This window comes from Photorhabdus aballayi (assembly GCF_026153155.1).
Lineage (GTDB): Bacteria > Pseudomonadota > Gammaproteobacteria > Enterobacterales > Enterobacteriaceae > Photorhabdus > Photorhabdus luminescens.
Map to the genome: position 1 here is coordinate 1 of NZ_JAPFCD010000028.1, position 18005 is coordinate 18005.

Sequence of the window (18005 nt, forward strand, 5' to 3'; positions counted from 1 at the left end):
TTATAATATAAATTATATTCTGTAAGTCAATGCCTTTTATCCTTACATCTACTTTATTTTCAATAATTAAATACTTTTTTTAAATAATGACAACGCCCTCTTTAAAAATAATAATTCCATAATTAAACAGCATTAAGATTATTCTCAAAAAATAATAAAAATTTAAAATAAAATCTGAAAAACATAGATATTAAACTTTTAATATGTTATTCCCATGTCTCTATAACTGCTATGACCGCCGTAATAAAATTATTACGGCGGCCGTATATTAAAGCCAATTCTTCCGCTTAAAATAGAGATACGGCGCAAGACCGGCAGCAATCATTAAACCAATTGCGCCCGGATAACCAAATGTCCAGTGCAATTCCGGCATAAATTCAAAGTTCATACCGTAACTGGAAGCCACCAGCGTCGGCGGCAGGAATACCACAGAAACAACCGAGAAGATTTTGATAATTCTGCTCTGTTCAATATTGATAAAACCCATTGCCGCCTGCATCAAGAAATTAACTTTCTGAAACAGAGATTCATTATGTGGCAACAGCGATTCAATATCGCGCAAGATTTCACGAGCCTGCTCCAGTTGATCCCCCGGCAAACGGGCCCGTCGCACCAAGAAGTTAAGCGCACGCTGAGTATCCATAAGACACAAGCGAACCTTCCAGCCGATATCTTCCTGCTCCGCAAGACTGGATAAGGCTATGTCAAACTCATCACCCTGTTTCCCTTCCATAATGACTCGGCTCAGGGATTCCAGCACACTGTAAATATTTTCGATAACATCAGCCAACTGTTCAATCTTGGTTTCAAACAGATCCATTAGCACTTCATAAGCATTACCATCAACTAATGTCTGATTACGAGCACGCATACGATACAATCGGAACGCAGGGAGCTCCCGCTCTCGCAATGTATAGAGACGACCATCACGAATAGTAAATGCAACGGTTGCGTTGCCAGCATGGTCTTCCGCGTCTTCAAAGTAGAAAAACGAGTGAACGTGTATCCCGTCTTCATCTTCAAAAAAACGCGCCGACGCCTCAATGTCATCCAGTTCCGGTCGGGTTGCCAGAATTTGGCCTAATTCATTTTGAACTTGCAGCCTGTCTTGCTCTCCCGGTTCAACTAAATCCACCCATAAGGAATCAGATAACTTTTCTCCCTCTTCAAACTCAAGACGGAGTAGGCGATTATTCTCTAACTTAAATGCGCTCAGCATGTATCATAAGTCTCCTTTACTCCCTACGTGATCGTAAGGCGCGAATGTTACGCTTAGAAGAAAAAGCCTGTCAACATTCAACCTGGATATTATTTTCAGACCATTTCAAGTCTGGCATAAGCAGCCACCAGCCACTTAATCCCTTCCCCTTGAAACGCGATTTGCAATCGGCTATGTTCACCACTCCCCTCCATATTGACAATGGTTCCTTCACCAAATTTAGGATGACGAACACGTTGTCCAAGAGCATAACCGCTATCATTGGAGCTAATTGGCGTACCTAACCGACTATGGCTAACGGGACGAGAGACTGTCGCACGTAACCGAACTTCTTCAATACATTCTGACGGTAGTTCCCCAATAAAACGAGATGGCCGATGATACACCTCTTTGCCATATAAACGGCGACTTTCTGCATAAGTGATGGTCAATTTTTCCATTGCACGCGTCAGACCCACATAAGCCAAGCGACGCTCCTCTTCCAGACGTCCGCCTTCTTCAATCGACATCTGGCTTGGAAACATACCTTCTTCCATGCCAACAATAAATACCTGTGGGAATTCCAGTCCCTTAGCCGAATGTAATGTCATCAGTTGCACTGAATCCTGATAGGCATCGGCCTGCCCTTCTCCCGATTCCAGCGCAGCATGAGAAAGAAACGCCTGCAATGGCGTTAAATCTTCATCCTCTTCCTGATAACTGAACTGGCGAGTTGCCGTAACAAGTTCTTCAAGGTTTTCAATACGCGCCTGCGCTTTTTCACCTTTTTCCTGCTGGTACATCGCTCGCAAGCCAGAATCACGGATAACTCTGTCAGTCTGAATATGCAATGGCATATCTTCGGTTTCTGTCGATAATGCGTCAATCAGTTCAATAAAACGTTGTAAGGAAGCAGCCGCTCGCCCGGCCAGCACCTTCTCTTGCAGCAATATTTGGCAACAGTCCCACAATGTTTGCTGCCGTTCACGCGCCGCCTGGCGCACAAGATCCAACGTTCTATCGCCAATACCACGAGTCGGCGTATTCACTACACGTTCAAACGCCGCGTCATCATGACGATTGGCGATCAGACGCAAGTAAGCCAGCGCATCTTTAATTTCCTGACGTTCAAAGAATCGTTGACCACCATAAATACGGTATGGCATTGATGCCTGTAACAGCGCCTCTTCCAATACACGGGACTGAGCGTTGCTGCGGTAAAGTATGGCGCAATTTTTCAAAGCGCCGCCATTTTCAAGCCAGTTTTTTATCCGGCTAACCACATAACGGGCTTCATCCAATTCATTGAATGCACAGTAAAGGGAGATGGGTTCACCCTCTACGCCCTCAGTCCACAAATTTTTACCCAGACGATCACTGTTGTTGGCAATCAATGTATTGGCAACTTTCAAAATATTACTGGTGGAACGGTAATTTTGCTCCAAACGGATAGTTTCAGCACCAGAAAAATCTTTCAGAAAACGCTGAATATTCTCAACTTGAGCACCACGCCAACCATAAATAGATTGATCATCATCCCCGACAATCATCACTTTGCCTGTTTCACCTGCCAACAAATGAATCCAAGCATATTGAATACTGTTAGTGTCCTGAAACTCATCCACCAAAATATTAGTAAAGCGGCCACGGTAATGTTGCAGGATCTGAGGTTTATTCAGCCACAACTCATGCGCTCGCAGTAAAAGCTCGGCAAAATCCACCAACCCGGCTCGATCACAAGCCTCTTGGTAAGCTTGATAAACTTTCTGCCATGTCGCTTCAACAGGGTTGCCATAACTTTCAATATGCTGTGGCCGCAATCCTTCATCTTTTTTGCCATTGATGTACCACATGCCTTGGCGAGCCGGCCATTGTTTATCATCCAGATTCATCGCTTTAATAATGCGTTTAAGCAGTCGATGTTGATCTTCGCTATCAAGAATCTGAAAATCCTGTGGCAAATTGGCATCCAGATGATGCGCTCGTAATAAACGATGAGCCAAACCGTGGAACGTACCAATCCACATTCCCCCTTGACTGGTACCAATCAGGTTTTCAATCCGATGACGCATCTCCGCAGCCGCTTTATTGGTGAAGGTCACGGCCATAATGGAAAATGGCGAAGCCTTCTCCACCGACAACAACCAAGCAATTCGGTGTACCAGAACCCGGGTTTTACCGCTCCCCGCGCCAGCTAAAACCAGCATATTAGTCCGCGGAGCAGCGACGGCTTCCCGTTGTTTGTCATTCAGACTTTCGAGCAGATAGGAGACGTCCATAGTTACCATCAATTGATTAGACAGCGACCAGAGGTTGCTGTGTTTTTATACAGAATAATTTCTTGATTATATCAATGCTGTCAAAGAAGCCAAATCGTAAATCTCAATGTGAGGCAATAAGTGGCTTTCCATCGTCTGCAATAATTTTTTATTCTTGGTATTCATCCAGCAAGCCTGCATACCACTACTCAGCGCCCCTGCCACATCCGTACTCAAATCATCACCAACATGTAAGATTCGCCCAAGCGGTAAACCCAGACGATCTGCGGCCAAATAGTACATATCGCTGCAAGGTTTTGCACGGCCATCAGGGCCAGCTTTTAGCACAAATTTAAAATAAGGGGCAAGGCCACAGGCGGCAGGTTCTGCATTACCATTAGTAATCGCTACCAGCGGCATCTGTTCAGCAAGTGCCGCCAGAGTTTTATGTGTTGATTCAGGAATCTCAATCCGATTACGCCAAAGTGTGAAATACGCCATGACGTCATCTGCCCCTCGCTCAGCATCTTCGCGGCTAAAACCGTAATGGCAAAACATCAACCTTGAGGAGTGCCAACGCAATAAAGTCATGTCATGATAAATTTCAGGATACTGCTCAAGTGTCAATTCACGGAAAGCATATAGATCCTGGTGATCAAGATGACTGAACCTGGGATCATACTGCCGTACAAAATTCAGTACTTCCTCTTCCGTCTTATCCATGACTGGATGATTATCATACAGCGTATCATCCAGATCAAATGTCATCGCTAACACTGGCGCAAGAGGCCGGTAAAAACGCATTATGATTTCCCCCGTTTGGCTCTGGGATGGGCTACATCATACACTTTTGTCAAATGCTGGAAATCCAAATGAGTATAGATTTGTGTGGAAGATAGGCTGGCATGGCCCAGTAATTCCTGAACTGCGCGCAAATCACCACTAGATTCCAGAATATGAGTGGCAAAAGAGTGGCGCAATTTATGAGGATGAATATGGCTGCTCATTCCTTGGCGTATTCCCCACTGCGCAAATCGTTTTTGTACATTGCGGGTTGATATTCGCCGCCCACTCTTTGAGACAAAAACAGCGTTATCCTCCGGCCCGAATAGTTTCCGCATCTCCAACCAACGATTAAGCCATTCAACCGCGGTCTGTCCCAAAGGTACCTTCCGCTCTTTACTGCCTTTACCTGAAACCCATACTTCTCCACTTTCAAGATCCAAGTGCTGGCAATCAAGGCCCACCAACTCTGACAACCGTAATCCAGCACCATACATCACTTCTAACATCGTCCGGTCACGCACTGATAATGGATCATTAAAATTGATATTCAGCAGTTGGTTCACTTCATCCACATCAATATTTTTCGGCAAATGACGCTTGGTTCCCGGCGTACTGACGGTTTTACTCGGATTAACGGAAATTTCGCCTTGAATCACCTGCCAATCAAGGAAACTGCGCAAGGAAGATAAACGCAACGCCAAGCTAGCGGACTGCAAACCAGCCCGACGACTACGTGTTACCAACATTCTCACTTTCGCGGGATCAAGATCTTTCCATTGGCTGACACCCATTTCTAAAACCATCTCAGCCAATGTGGCAAGCTGGCGACGATAATTGGTGATAGTCACTGGACTTAACCGACGCTCTACCCTGAGGTAGCGCAAAAATGCCTCAATCGGCTCCAGTAACCGGTCAATTTCCTGCATCATATTCGTTTAATCCAACGAGACAGTATATCCGGCAATAAATTAGCCAGATGCTCAAGCATGTCAGTTCCCATACCTTCTTGATAATGTTGATGGTTCCGACTGTTAAATATCACCATACCCAGTTCGCCCCTCGTTCCCAGTAGAGAAACGGCAACCGAACCTACATGCCGAACTTGCGGCAATAACAATAAAATTTCCGGCCCATTTAGCATACCGAGATAGTGGTTTTTATTACCAAAACGCTGAATACGGATTGGTTCAAAAGCATTGCGGGAAAGCGCTAAATTAGGTGCATCAAGTGGTGCGCCAATATGCCATTTATCATTGAAAAGACGGATGCTAGCACTATTTAGCCCCATATTCTTAGCCCATGAACTTAATCGACTAAGCATATCCTGCAAACTCTCTGCCGCAACCAAATCAATCAGTAATTTAAGCAACTGCTCAAACAGTTGTTCATTCACTCTAGCCTGTTCCATGAGCAGAGTGATATCTTCTTCCAGATAAGCAATCCGCGTTCTCTGGCGGTTCATATACCATTCAACCAAAGAAACCGTTTCTCTTACCGGGTGAGGAACCCGCATCTGTTCAACGACACATGCATTACGGATAAAGAAATTGGGGTTTTCCAATAAATAATCCACAACCGTCTGATCATCAAGTATGTCATTGATGTTTAACTGCTCTTCTTTTTTCTCCATCTTCGATGCTCCGCAGCTCAAAACAAAATCGATTACAGATGAATTGCGCCATCATAAACATGCGTCGCCGGCCCCGTCATATAGAGCGGTTTTCCCGGCCCATCCCAACAGATCAACAGTGAACCTCCCGGCAAATCTACCCGAACATGATTGTCGAGTAGTTGCTGCTGAATGCCTACTGCTACCGCTGCACAAGCACCACTGCCACAAGCTTGGGTTTCCCCAACGCCACGTTCGTAAACCCGTAAGCGGATATGATCACGGTTTAAAATCTGCATGAAACCAATGTTCGCCCGTTCAGGAAATCTTTCGTGGCTTTCCAAAGCTGGCCCCAAAATTTCTACTTCGGCTGTTTCTACATCTGGCACTTGAATCACACAATGAGGATTCCCCATAGAGACAACACCACAAAGCACGGTTCTCTCTACTACCCGTAAAATATAGGTTTTTTCTGCCCTTAACGCACGAAATGGCACATGATTCGGCTCAAATTCAGGTTCCCCCATATTAACGCAAACCTGATCATCATTGGTGATGCTCAACATCATCCGTCCCGATTGCGTGCTGACTTTAATATCACGCTTATTAATTAATCCTTTAAGACGAACAAAACGGGCAAAACAACGCGCTCCATTACCACACTGTGCAACTTCACTACCGTCAGCATTAAAAATTCGATAGTGAAAATCCATATCTGGATCATAAGGCGCTTCAACAACTAACAACTGATCGAAGCCCACACCAGTATGCCTATCTGCTAAACGGCAGATCAGCTCTGGTGAGAAATAAACATTTTGGGTCACAGCATCAACGACCATAAAGTCATTACCCAGGCCATGCATTTTGGAGAACTGCATATCATGCTCCACGTAAGCCATAGTCACTGACTATCGGCTTATCTCGCTTATTTCTGAGAGGTGCTATCCACTTTTTGCCCTTGCTGCTCAGTATTCGCGGGAATCTGAGATGCCGTTGTCGCCTTCTCGGTCGATGGTTGTTCTGGAGGAAAATAGAGAGGACCTTTTAGTCCACAGCCGGAAAGTATAAATAAAGTTATGATAGCCAGAAATCCGCGTAATTTTTTCTTCATTGCATTAATGCCTGTAATTCATACGTCAATATTCTCTATAATCGCAGTTAGACCTCGAAAAGCAAATAGGAAATGAAGATGAACGACAGTGAATTTCACCAGTTAGCTGACCAACTGATGGTTTATATCGAAGGGCAGTTGGATAATTATGATGGCAATGCCGATATCGACTGTGAAACCAATGGCGGTGTCATGACTCTGAGCTTTGATAATGACAGCAAAATTATTATCAATCGCCAGGAGCCTTTCCATCAAATCTGGCTGGCAACCAAAAGCGGGGGTTACCATTTTGACTATAAAGAAGGTCAGTGGATTTGCGACCGTAGCGGTGACAACTTTTTAACCATGCTAGCACACGCCATCACTGAGCAAAGTGGCGAACAGTTCAGTTTTCCATAATTGAACCTACCCCGCACCGCGGGGTAAATCAGTAATGTGACACAGAACGATAAAGTTCTGACCGTTCTTCTCCACTTTCCCCATCATGAGTCACACACAAATGTGAAAAAGATGTTCCACTAAATGGAATAACCTGAGTTTGTCCTTCCATTTGGACTATCTGATAAAACTGCGGCAAGTTAAAGTTGATAAAACTTGAGCCGTAAGTAAACCGATCATGAGATGAAGAATAAAACCGACTGACGTCACGTACCAACTCTTCCTTACTTCCCTCACAATGAGAATAGATTTCTACCCGGTTAGTTTCATCCAGAATATAAATATTAAAACTTTTATTATCTTGCATATTTTCAAAGAAAAACTGAATAATACCCTCACTGGCAAAACCATCAACCACTGCGGGCAAATGTGTCTCTTTAGTATTAATTTTCACCGGCAATCCATGCAATTTGTTATTAGAAATTGCCCCATAGAATTCCACGGCATTTTCCAATTTCTGCACCGATACATTAAGACGTTCAAAGAACAGTCCCCAAGTCTGACCAGCAATGCGTAATGCTTTAAAACGACCTGGGTCCTGACGATTGCTGGATAAACGTAATTCAATACATTCAGATACCAGTTGCTGGATTCGAGTTCGAATAAGCCCTCGTAAATGTTCGCTGTAACAGAATACTTCAACCGCTGCCGGCAGTGCAGCATCCTGATGCATCTTGCCCAATATGGTCTTCAACGCTTCCAGCACAGATTGTTCACCACTAAAGTGTAAGGTTCGCACTTCATTCCATGAATTGCGGTAAAGTAAGTCAATACTTTCCACCAAACACTGTTGCGATTCACCAAAACTGAATACATCAAGTTTACGAAAATCAAAATGTACAACCTGATTCGAAAACTCAGCCGTCGGATCTTTCTCCAGATTGACAATAATTGCCAAATGGCGAATTTCACACGGACTATAGAGTGCTTTCGGTGTCGGCGCTGGCAGACGAATCGGGAAATGAGCAGAAATATCATTAATCAATTCATGCAGTTTCAGCTCATCACATTGAGTTTCACCATGATGAATATGGACACACGATTTTTCTGTTAACAAGCCGTTAAAGTAGGTCCACGATACCAGTTTATTGAGATAACGATTATATTCCAGAGGTTGATGACCAATGATCGAGCCAATAGTCGGCGCCTGATTGTAAAGATACCAACCGCTGCGGTTTGCTCGTCCTTGAGGAACATAAATAAATGTTAAATTTTTCTCTGATAAGTCTGGCGAAATTTGCGGATTAACCAGCGTTACTTTTCCGGGCAATGCTTCAAATGCAGCATAAAGTTTACGCGTCAGCACACCAATATCCTGTGGACTGGCACTGACACTCAGATTATTACGGCGGGCAAAACGGATAAGATTACGATAGCTCTGCATCATGGTATCAAGCAGTTCATTATGCGCATCACGAACCTGTTCAATTTTCCATGCGTTGCGGTTATCCAAAATGTTCAACCGCTCTGGCTCCCACTTCCACTCATAAACCAGTTGAGTCAATACCTGACGTCGCCAGCCAATGCAACCTTTATCATCTTGATTAAGAGAGAGCTTTTCACAAACTTTTAAATAAAAACATCGACGTATTAGATCTAACCGGGTTGTATCATTAATCTCCGTCAGATAACGGGTAACACGCTCAAGCATCATACTGTATGCATCAAGGCCAAAGCAGACTATTTCACCAGCATGCAGGCGCTGTTTCATCTCCATTGCCAGTAACTTACCATTGGGATATTCCCAAGAATAGGCTTCCAGTAATAAGCTTTTCAATACCGCTTTATAAGGGGAATCGATACTTTTGTAGAGTTGCCATAAGCTAGCGCCAAAGTACTCTTCAGCGGAGAGTTCACCCAATCCGCCAAGATCAAGCCACTCATTTGGCGTCAGAACACCTTGCGCATAAAGGGATAAAACATATTCATCATAATGGCGCTCTTCTTCTACGGGCACCATTTCCCATAACAAACGCTTACCCGCCATACGTACAGCGGTACGGTAAAATTCATCAAGTAATAGAATATGCTGAGTAGAACCGCAGTCCTCACCACCGAGACTACCACTCGCATTATGGCGAAAGCGGTTTTCGTCAATAAGAAAAAAATTGACTTCAATACCTAGCGCCGCCGCCCACTGTTCAATAAGCGTACACTTACGTTGCAGCAAAAGGCGCTCATCATTATCAAGCCATGACTGATGACATACCCAGATATCTAAATCAGAGCAACCGCTCTGCCCGATTGATGAGGTACTGCCCATTGAGTAAATACCGGTAATCGGCAGTTCACCATTGGCAGGCTGTTCTATAAAGTGATCTAATTTATTTTCTAAATCATTAAGATAAGATTTTTGTGCTTCATCATGCACGAAAAAACATACGCCATAGGGAACATTACCGTTAATGTAACCTGGCATCATTGGATGCTGATAATGCAGTAATACTGGCAGTAAACTGTATACCTGCTTAAATTCCGCACTCATGGCGGTAGAGGCGCGTTCTAACCTGAGTTGGTTTATCGCATCCAGTCTCTGCTTCAGTGTTTCGATATAAAGGTACAAGACGTCTCGCCCGATTGAGTTCCAGTGCCCAGATAAATCCCCCGTTTCCGGCTGTTATAGCTTGATGGAATTATTTAGAATGATTTTTACCAATTTATTACCGGAAACGTGATCAATTTAACACCTTGTCGATAAACCGTAAAGTCAGTAAAGCAATTGAATTACGATGTCTTGTTGTACGAAAAATCAAATAATACATTGTTATATATGGAAATAATCAAAAAAACCATACCGTTTATACTTTCTTATACGAAAGAAATTTTCTCCGTCCATTTTTTCAACCTAATACGCATAATACCTTGCTATCATCAATCCGATGAAAATGACTCCGTTGGCTATATTTTAATTAATGATTCTTTTCATTCAGAATTCCTTAATTACAGAAATAATTTACTAGAAAAGTTAATTCATAATTAAATCAATCTATTTTCATTGCCATAAAAATAATTTAAAAAATTAAAATTTATTTTACACTTTAACATAACCGGCATATCTTCTTCTTAACCCCCTAGCTGGAAAAAAAAGTGCTGAAATGTTAAAACGAGTGCTATGTTTTTCATTTATATGACGGCCGAAAAGCCTGAGAAATACAAACATCTATGTCAACTAAAACCATCCGTATCGCGACCCGACAAAGCCCTCTAGCCATGTGGCAGGCGCTGTATGTTCAGCAAAAACTACAACAATATCACCCAGATCTGGAGGTTCAACTGGTTCCGATGGTAACCAAGGGCGATGTCATTCTGGACGCGCCTCTGGCAAAAATCGGAGGAAAAGGACTGTTTGTCAAAGAGTTAGAATTAGCTCTGCTTGAAGGCCGAGCCGATATCGCTGTCCATTCAATGAAAGATGTCCCAGTTTCTTTTCCAGAAGGGCTTGGTCTGGTCACTATTTGTGAACGTGATGATCCTCGTGATGCTTTCGTCTCTGTCAAATATCACTCTCTTGATGAATTGCCAACAGGCAGCATTGTTGGCACATCAAGTTTACGCCGTCAGTGTCAAATCCGTGAATTACGTCCTGACCTGATTATCCGTGACCTTCGGGGCAATGTTGGAACCCGCCTGAACAAGTTGGATAATGGTCACTATGATGCCATCATCCTCGCCGTCGCAGGATTGAATAGGTTAAAACTGCATGAGCGTATCCGTACGCCATTGGCGGCAGAACAATCATTACCTGCTGTTGGTCAAGGCGCGGTAGGAATTGAATGCCGCCTTGGCGACCAACAAACACAAACTCTGTTAGCGCCATTAAACCACTATGATACAGAAATCTGTGTTCTTGCCGAACGTGCAATGAATACCCGGCTAGAAGGGGGCTGCCAAGTACCAATAGGTAGCTATGCCATTTGGCAGGATGAGAAAATTTGGTTACGAGCATTGGTTGGCGCACCTGATGGTAGCGTTATTATTCGCGGTGAAAGAACGGCTTTACCAGAAGATGCTTGTCAGGCAGGAGTTGAATTGGCAGAAGAATTGTTAGAACGGGGCGCACGGGAAATTCTAACCGAAGTTTATCGAGGAAATCCCTCCACATGAGCATTCTGGTGACTCGCCCTGCTCCTGCCGGAGAGGAGCTAGTCAGAAAGTTACAGGCAGCGGGAAAAACAGCTTTCAGCGCGCCTTTAATCAATATTCACCCAGGTTCAGAGCTGCCACAGCTAGCTGAGAAGCTTAGCCATCTAAATACCAGTGATATGGTATTTCTGTTGTCAAAAAATGCAGTTTACTATGCAAACTTGCAGTTAAATAAAATTAATCTGTCATGGCCCGACAAGCTGATTTATTATGCTATTGGCAGATCAACCGCTCTGGCTTTTCATCAACTAACGGGTATGAATGTTATCTGGTCATCAGAGGGTGAAACCAGCGAAATCCTGCTAAAACTACCATCACTACATCAGGTTGAAAATAAACAAGCTTTGCTGCTCAGAGGAAATGGCGGACGTGAACTTATTGCCCGGACGCTGACAGAAAGAGGCGTTACAGTTAACTATTGTGAATGTTATTTCCGCCAGCCAGTAGACTACCCGGCAGCAGAATTCAGTGCCCACTGGCAAAAGTATGGAGTACAAACTTTAGTTGTAACCAGTGGCGAAATACTGCAACTGTTATATAACTTAATACCCGAAAGTGATCGAAACAGGTGGTTATTGCATTGCCGCCTGATTGTGGTAAGCGAGCGTCTTGCACATACCGCCCGGAACTTGGGCTGGCAGGATGTTAAAGTTGCAAAAAGCGCAGATAACGACGCCTTAATTCAGGCACTAGAATAAACTGACATGGGATGCCCACTATGACGGAGCAAAAACAGTCCTCCGAGACAGTTGAACAAACAAAAACTACGGTTGAAAACTCGCAACAGCCCGAGCCCAAAACAGCACCTCAAAAGCCAGAACGTTCTGGCACGCTAAAAAACATTATTGCCATTGCAATCATGCTGGCAATTGGTGGTGGTCTTTATTATTACGGACAGCAACAAAGCCATTTATTGAGTGCAGAGAACCACGAGCTACGCCAACAACTGGAATCAATGAAACAACAGCAATCACAGGATAAACAGCATATTGAAGCGCGTTTCAAAGAACAATCACAGACTTTAAGCCATTTTGCCGCACAAAATGAGCAACTAGGTAATAGCCTACAAGAGTTACAGGCCAAAATCTCTACGTTATCCAGTTCTGATGTAAAAAGTTGGCTACTGGCACAAGCTGATTTTCTGGTCAAAATGGCAGGCCGGAAATTATGGAATGATCAAGATATAGTCACCGCCGCTGCTCTGTTGAAAAATGCAGATGCCAGTCTCGCTGAAATGCATGATCCAAGCCTGATTGAAATCCGCCGTGCAATTACACAAGACATCAGTACATTATCTGCCATTAGTCAGATTGATTTTGACGGCATTATCCTGCGAGTTAACCAGCTTTCTAACCAGGTAGATAACCTACGTCTGGCAGACAATACAACCGATGGTTCGCCAATGGACGAAGATAATGATGAATTAACCGGTACATTATCTGAATGGCGCCAGAATCTGAGCAAAAGCTGGAAGAGTTTCATGGATAATTTCATTACCATCCGTCGCCGGGATACCGCAGCAGAACCATTACTGGCGCCAAACCAGGATATCTATCTACGAGAGAATATCCGTGCCCGTCTGTTGATTGCCGCTCAAGCAATACCTCGTCATCAAGGTGAAGTTTTTAAACAGTCATTAGAAACGGTTTCAACTTGGGTTAGAGCTTACTTTGATATCAACGATCCCAATACCAAAGCATTCCTGGAAGAAATTGATTCATTAAGCCAGCAGCCTATTTCCATCACTGCGCCAGATCAACTTTCAAGCCAGCCTTTATTGGAAAAACTAATGCAAACCCGAGTTCGTAGCTTGCTTTCCCAATCTTCTGAAACTAATCAGGAGGGCTAAGCTATGCTGAAAGTTCTATTACTGTTTGTGGTACTCATTGTTGGTATTGTGCTTGGTCCAATAGTTGCCGGCCATCAGGGATATGTTCTGATTCAAACTGACAATTACAACATTGAAACCAGTGTTACCGGCCTGTTCATTATATTTGTTCTTTTACAACTGGTACTCTGCTTCCTCGGCTGGTGCTACCGCAGAGTTATACGCACAAGCTCACGTACCCGCGGCTGGTTCCTTGGACGCAAACGCAGCCGTGCCCATGCTCAAACCAAAGAAGCGCTGATCAAACTGGCAGAAGGTGATTTCAAACAAGTTGAGCAATTACTGACCCGTAACGCTGATCATGCAGAACAACCGGTAGTCAACTATTTACTAGCGGCTGAAGCAGCCCAACAACGTGGGGATGAATTCCGTACTAATCAATACTTACAACGCGCGGCAGAAGTCGCAGATAATAACCAGTTGCCTGTGGATATTACCCGTGTACGTATTCAACTCACGCAAGGTGAAATTCATGCAGCTCGTCATGGTGTAGACAAGCTATTGAATCAAGCTTCTCGCCATCCAGAAGTCCTACGCTTGGCTGAACAGGCTTATATGAAATCAGGAGCCTACCAGTCACTGATTGATATAATACCGGTAATGGAAAAAATCCATCTACACGATGAATTACAAATTCACAAATTGCGCCAGCAGGCGTATATCGGCCTGATGAATCAGTACATGGCAGAACAAGGCAGCGAAGGTTTAAAACGTTGGTGGCATGATCAAAGCCGGAAAATTCGCCATGATGTGGCTTTACAAGTTGCAATATCTGAACATTTAATTGAATGTGATGACCATGAAACTGCACAAAAGATCATTTTGGAAAGTTTAAAACGTCAATACGACGAACGTTTACTCTTATTGATCCCACGCTTAAAAAGCGAAGATCCAAAGCCGATACAAAACGAGTTGGATCATCAGTTAAAACAACATGGCTCAACTCCCCTGCTAAACAGTACGCTGGGACAAGTTGCTTTACGCCACGGAGAATGGGAAAAAGCAGTAAAAGATTTTAAAACCGCACTAGCCCAACGTCCTGATGCACATGATTATGCCTGGTTAGCAGATGCATTGGATAAACTGCGTAAACCAGAAGAAGCCGCACAGGTTCGTCGCGAGGGATTAGTACTTACTTTAAAACGTGAGAGTAATGTAGTGAAGAGTGATTTAGCTAATAACAATAGTGTCAGCTAATACCGTAGCGTCGTGATCTCTCATCCATTGTCATCTTTATTAGCCAGTCTGCATGCCCTAATTAAAAATGCCCCGCACGGGGCATTTTCTAACCATATTTTTTGGCAAAATCTTCATCGGAAGTGCAAAGATAAATAATAAATTCAATAAATGCGATAAGTACAGGGATAAATGTCCAGCAAAATAGCAGATATAAAATCCCCATACCGATTTTGCCCAGATAAAATTTATGAGCGCCAATGTAACCAAGAAAAAACGCCAAAAGTGCAGCAACAATTCGGTTTTTACTACCAGAAGAATAAGCCTTTATCATCGCGCCACAATGTGGGCATGATTGTGCAGACTCATGCAACATTCGACCACACCCAAAGCATCCAATCATTTTTGACATCAACATTCCCCTTAAGATAAGTTTAAGAATGAAAATAAGTAGCTAAATTAATTTTATATTAAAAAAACTAACCATCATATTTTCAGTTCTGCTTATATTAGATAGTAATATCTAAACAGTATATAAACCTACCAGATATATCTGTTAGGAATAAAAAAAACACCTACCTTATAAAACAAAGATAGGTGTACAAATACAATCAGGTCTACAGACGGATAGTGCCTCACTCAACGTTGAGTCCGGTCGGCGATGAAAAGAAGGTTATATCTTACTCATCTGTGACATGGACAATAGGCACCGATAATCGGCTCTGCATCATCCCTGGGTTTATGAAGCATATGCAATCATAAGAAATAGGATGAGCATCTACGTTTATAATAATGCATTTAGTGTGCCAACTTTTATTCAAATGAACGCTGCCTCGCTTCATCAGCTATTTCTCTATTTATTACAACAAGAAATCGAATCATCACAAAATCCATTTTATACATTGTCTCTTATTTGAGACAAAACATAAGGTATTTATTATTTTCATTAAAATTCAATTTGTTATAAGTCTCTTATTTGAGACAGCTAATATATCAATTGTCGTCAAAATACAAAAAATAAGAAATTTACATATAAAACAAATAGTTATTTTAAAAAAACAATCCCCTAAATTTGAATCAACAGAACACAACTTGAAGGTATATGGATAGGAAAGGAAATAAAAAGTCAGGGGGAACAAAAAGGGATAAAACGCAAAAAACCCTGCATTGCAGGGTTCTTTTAGAATTTGGTCGGCGAGAGAGGATTCGAACCTCCGACCCACTGGTCCCAAACCAGTTGCGCTACCAAGCTGCGCTACTCGCCGAAATTTTCTATTCTTTCTTTTCTCTTTTTTATGGTGCGAAAGGGGGGACTTGAACCCCCACGTCCGTAAGGACACTAACACCTGAAGCTAGCGCGTCTACCAATTCCGCCACCCTCGCGTGTCATAAAAAAGATGGGGTGGCTAATGGGACTCGAACCCACGACAACTGGAATCACAATCCAGGGCTCTACCAACTGAGCTATAGCCACCATAACAGCTATTTACTGCTAAACACTTAACTACCAACAGCGTAATACATCACCGCAGCTCTTGCACGCAAATAATGGCGCGCCCGACAGGATTCGAACCTGAGACCTCTGCCTCCGGAGGGCAGCGCTCTATCCAGCTGAGCTACGGGCGCTTAACGCCGTTGCGGATGGGGATAGTACGGATTTAATGATCTACTGTCCAGTGCTTTTTTAAAGAAATGATGCGTTTGATTACACCTTGTTCATTTCGTAGATAAAGCCAGCCCTTAATTTCCCTACTCATTACCACCCTGATAGTAAATTAGTCGATCAAGCTTTGAGTTTTTTACCGTTCAAAAGCTTCACCAACCAATAAATCAGCGACACTATCAACAAAAATCCCCCACCTACCAGCAATGAGAAACGAGTATCTGGGTTAATTGCCATACCTATCAACACACAACATAAAAATGCCAATGTCAGATAATTTACATAGGGGAACAGGATAGATTTAAAACCATGTTGTTTCAGTGCTTGTTGATGATACTGACGAAAACGCAATTGGCTCACCAGAATAACAAACCACGGTACCATTCCTGGCAATACACTGGCACTGTAAACATAAACAAAAACCGCCTGCGGATTTGGGATCAAGTAATTCAAGCTAGAGCCCACCGTCAGGCACAGGATTGTAATAGCAATACAAATTACCGGTACCCCATTCTTTGACAATTTAGTCAGGGATGAAGGTAACTGATTGTTTTTCGCCAACGCATAAAGCATCCGCCCACCACTGTACATACCGCTGTTACAGCCGGAAAGTGCAGCCGTCAATACAACAAAATTAATCACGGCTGCCGCTGAGGTGATCCCCACTTTGGTAAATGTCATGACAAACGGGCTGCCCTGTGAACCCACTTCTGTCCACGGAAATAATGTAACTACAATAAAGATCGCGCCCACGTAGAAAATCAGGATACGCCAGAGAATATTGTTAATCGCTTTTTTCAATGTCACTTGAGGGTTCTTCGCTTCCCCCGCAGTAATACCAACCAATTCCACCCCTTGATAAGATGCAACCACAATACAGAGCGCAAACAAGAATCCTTGCCAATTACCCGCAAAGAAGCCGCCATGAGCAGTTAGATTACCCAACCCAATAGGCTGCCATTGATTACCAATACCGAAAAATATCAATCCGAGTCCAATCAAGATCATGACGATAATTGTGGTTACCTTAATCATGGCAAACCAAAATTCCAGCTCACCATAAAGACGTACCGCCGCAAGGTTCGCCACCGCAACCAATGCCACCGCAATCAATGCTGATACCCATTGAGGAAGTTCAGGGAACCAAAACTCAGCATAAACGCCGATAGCTGTTATTTCTGATATTCCTACCGCCACCCACATAAACCAATAACCCCAAGCGGTGAGGCATCCCCAATATGGGCTGAGATATTTATGACCAAAAGAGGCAAAAGAACCCGTGACAGGTTCAAGAAATAGCATTTCCCCCATCGATCGCATGATGAAGAAAACAAAAATTCCGGCAATAATGTAAGCTAGCAAAACGGAAGGGCCAGCCCATTTCAGTGTGCTGGCCGAACCCATAAACAGGCCGACACCAATTGTGCCGCCTAATGCTATCAGCTCTATATGACGGGCTTCTAACCCCCGTTGCAAGCTATGTTGTTGATCTGCCATAAATTCCCTGTCCATTGTTATATTGTTGTAATGTGTAATACTAAAAACATACAAGACTGATGTTGATCAGCCATAAAAAGGTCAGGGATCAAAACATGTTTTTCCACTGAGTGGAATAAAAAATTATCCAATAATTAACTATAAATAGTGAAAATCCGGCAGGATCAAACTGTTAGGTAAATATTGTGGAATAAATTCATTGTATCGACTGACAAAAGTATCGCCTGTCGAAAATTCA

15 protein-coding genes and 4 tRNA genes are annotated in these 18005 nt (G+C 43.2%); 5 read left to right on the top strand and 14 right to left on the bottom strand.

Annotation, left to right across the window (positions count from 1 at the left end):
* Positions 1 to 268: 268 nt before the first annotated feature.
* The 7 genes from corA to lptM form a co-directional block, all read right to left on the bottom strand.
* A complete protein-coding gene (gene corA / locus OO184_RS14260; RefSeq protein WP_049585403.1) occupies positions 269 to 1219 on the bottom strand; it encodes a magnesium/cobalt transporter CorA in 951 nt (316 codons plus the stop codon).
* Positions 1220 to 1314: 95 nt separating this feature from the next.
* A complete protein-coding gene (gene uvrD, locus OO184_RS14265) occupies positions 1315 to 3477 on the bottom strand; it encodes a DNA helicase II (protein ID WP_446500470.1) in 2163 nt (720 codons plus the stop codon).
* Between the two features lie 66 nt (positions 3478 to 3543).
* Entirely contained in the window at positions 3544 to 4260 is a 717-nt protein-coding gene (gene yigB / locus OO184_RS14270; protein WP_265379763.1) for a 5-amino-6-(5-phospho-D-ribitylamino)uracil phosphatase YigB, read from the bottom strand.
* The gene (gene xerC / locus OO184_RS14275; protein ID WP_283256311.1) at positions 4260 to 5171 is read right to left on the bottom strand and encodes a tyrosine recombinase XerC; all 912 of its coding nucleotides are present in this window, start codon (positions 5169 to 5171) and stop codon (positions 4260 to 4262) included. Before xerC ends, yigB begins: the two co-directional genes overlap by 1 nt.
* Complete coding sequence (locus OO184_RS14280) at positions 5168 to 5872, bottom strand: DUF484 domain-containing protein (protein ID WP_265379764.1); 705 nt, start codon at positions 5870 to 5872, stop codon at positions 5168 to 5170. Before OO184_RS14280 ends, xerC begins: the two co-directional genes overlap by 4 nt.
* 32 nt (positions 5873 to 5904) lie before the next feature.
* On the bottom strand, positions 5905 to 6729 hold the full coding sequence (dapF, locus tag OO184_RS14285) for a diaminopimelate epimerase (protein ID WP_265379765.1): 825 nt from the start codon (positions 6727 to 6729) through the stop codon (positions 5905 to 5907).
* 47 nt (positions 6730 to 6776) lie between these two features.
* Complete coding sequence (lptM, locus tag OO184_RS14290) at positions 6777 to 6962, bottom strand: LPS translocon maturation chaperone LptM (RefSeq protein WP_088374044.1); 186 nt, start codon at positions 6960 to 6962, stop codon at positions 6777 to 6779.
* Between the two features lie 78 nt (positions 6963 to 7040).
* Between lptM and cyaY the strand changes: the two genes are divergently transcribed.
* Positions 7041 to 7361: an iron donor protein CyaY gene (gene cyaY, locus OO184_RS14295; protein ID WP_132347367.1), complete on the top strand. Its 321-nt coding sequence runs from the start codon at positions 7041 to 7043 to the stop codon at positions 7359 to 7361.
* Positions 7362 to 7389: 28 nt separating this feature from the next.
* Here the strand turns inward: cyaY and OO184_RS14300 are convergent, their stop codons facing one another.
* Positions 7390 to 9963 carry a class I adenylate cyclase gene (locus tag OO184_RS14300; protein WP_265379766.1) on the bottom strand — a complete coding sequence of 858 codons (2574 nt, stop codon included), beginning with the start codon at positions 9961 to 9963 and terminating at the stop codon, positions 7390 to 7392.
* Positions 9964 to 10562: 599 nt separating this feature from the next.
* Here OO184_RS14300 and hemC point away from each other — a divergent pair.
* From hemC to hemY, 4 genes are read left to right on the top strand one after another with little or no spacing between them, the layout of a single operon-like run.
* Positions 10563 to 11504: a hydroxymethylbilane synthase gene (gene hemC / locus OO184_RS14305; protein WP_265379767.1), complete on the top strand. Its 942-nt coding sequence runs from the start codon at positions 10563 to 10565 to the stop codon at positions 11502 to 11504.
* Positions 11501 to 12241 carry a uroporphyrinogen-III synthase gene (gene hemD, locus OO184_RS14310; protein ID WP_265379768.1) on the top strand — a complete coding sequence of 247 codons (741 nt, stop codon included), beginning with the start codon at positions 11501 to 11503 and terminating at the stop codon, positions 12239 to 12241. Before hemC ends, hemD begins: the two co-directional genes overlap by 4 nt.
* A gap of 20 nt (positions 12242 to 12261) precedes the next feature.
* The gene (gene hemX / locus OO184_RS14315; protein ID WP_265379769.1) at positions 12262 to 13392 is read left to right on the top strand and encodes a uroporphyrinogen-III C-methyltransferase; all 1131 of its coding nucleotides are present in this window, start codon (positions 12262 to 12264) and stop codon (positions 13390 to 13392) included.
* A 3-nt stretch (positions 13393 to 13395) separates the two neighbouring features.
* Entirely contained in the window at positions 13396 to 14628 is a 1233-nt protein-coding gene (gene hemY, locus OO184_RS14320; RefSeq protein ID WP_265379770.1) for a protoheme IX biogenesis protein HemY, read from the top strand.
* Between the two features lie 88 nt (positions 14629 to 14716).
* Here hemY and OO184_RS14325 read toward each other — a convergent pair whose 3' ends face one another.
* The 6 genes from OO184_RS14325 to thrP form a co-directional block, all read right to left on the bottom strand.
* Positions 14717 to 15019 carry an NINE protein gene (locus OO184_RS14325; protein ID WP_265379771.1) on the bottom strand — a complete coding sequence of 101 codons (303 nt, stop codon included), beginning with the start codon at positions 15017 to 15019 and terminating at the stop codon, positions 14717 to 14719.
* Between the two features lie 776 nt (positions 15020 to 15795).
* Positions 15796 to 15872, bottom strand: a tRNA-Pro gene (locus OO184_RS14330).
* Between the two features lie 31 nt (positions 15873 to 15903).
* Positions 15904 to 15990 (bottom strand) — tRNA-Leu (locus OO184_RS14335).
* Between the two features lie 15 nt (positions 15991 to 16005).
* A tRNA-His gene (locus tag OO184_RS14340) sits at positions 16006 to 16081 on the bottom strand.
* Positions 16082 to 16156: 75 nt separating this feature from the next.
* Positions 16157 to 16233 (bottom strand) — tRNA-Arg (locus tag OO184_RS14345).
* Between the two features lie 157 nt (positions 16234 to 16390).
* A complete protein-coding gene (gene thrP, locus OO184_RS14350; protein ID WP_265379772.1) occupies positions 16391 to 17767 on the bottom strand; it encodes a bifunctional threonine/serine APC transporter ThrP in 1377 nt (458 codons plus the stop codon).
* Positions 17768 to 18005 lie beyond the last annotated feature (238 nt).

Excerpts from the sequence above, each read along its gene's own strand:
- corA (WP_049585403.1), bottom strand. The coding sequence starts at position 1,219 with ATGCTGAGCGCATTTAAGTTAGAGAATAATCGCCTACTCCGTCTTGAG.
- uvrD (WP_446500470.1), bottom strand. The coding sequence starts at position 3,477 with ATGGACGTCTCCTATCTGCTCGAAAGTCTGAATGACAAACAACGGGAA.
- yigB (WP_265379763.1), bottom strand. The coding sequence starts at position 4,260 with ATGCGTTTTTACCGGCCTCTTGCGCCAGTGTTAGCGATGACATTTGAT.
- xerC (WP_283256311.1), bottom strand. The coding sequence starts at position 5,171 with ATGATGCAGGAAATTGACCGGTTACTGGAGCCGATTGAGGCATTTTTG.
- OO184_RS14280 (WP_265379764.1), bottom strand. The coding sequence starts at position 5,872 with ATGGAGAAAAAAGAAGAGCAGTTAAACATCAATGACATACTTGATGAT.
- dapF (WP_265379765.1), bottom strand. The coding sequence starts at position 6,729 with ATGCAGTTCTCCAAAATGCATGGCCTGGGTAATGACTTTATGGTCGTT.
- lptM (WP_088374044.1), bottom strand. The coding sequence starts at position 6,962 with ATGAAGAAAAAATTACGCGGATTTCTGGCTATCATAACTTTATTTATA.
- cyaY (WP_132347367.1), top strand. The coding sequence starts at position 7,041 with ATGAACGACAGTGAATTTCACCAGTTAGCTGACCAACTGATGGTTTAT.
- hemC (WP_265379767.1), top strand. The coding sequence starts at position 10,563 with ATGTCAACTAAAACCATCCGTATCGCGACCCGACAAAGCCCTCTAGCC.
- hemD (WP_265379768.1), top strand. The coding sequence starts at position 11,501 with ATGAGCATTCTGGTGACTCGCCCTGCTCCTGCCGGAGAGGAGCTAGTC.
- hemX (WP_265379769.1), top strand. The coding sequence starts at position 12,262 with ATGACGGAGCAAAAACAGTCCTCCGAGACAGTTGAACAAACAAAAACT.
- hemY (WP_265379770.1), top strand. The coding sequence starts at position 13,396 with ATGCTGAAAGTTCTATTACTGTTTGTGGTACTCATTGTTGGTATTGTG.
- OO184_RS14325 (WP_265379771.1), bottom strand. The coding sequence starts at position 15,019 with ATGTCAAAAATGATTGGATGCTTTGGGTGTGGTCGAATGTTGCATGAG.
- thrP (WP_265379772.1), bottom strand. The coding sequence starts at position 17,767 with ATGGCAGATCAACAACATAGCTTGCAACGGGGGTTAGAAGCCCGTCAT.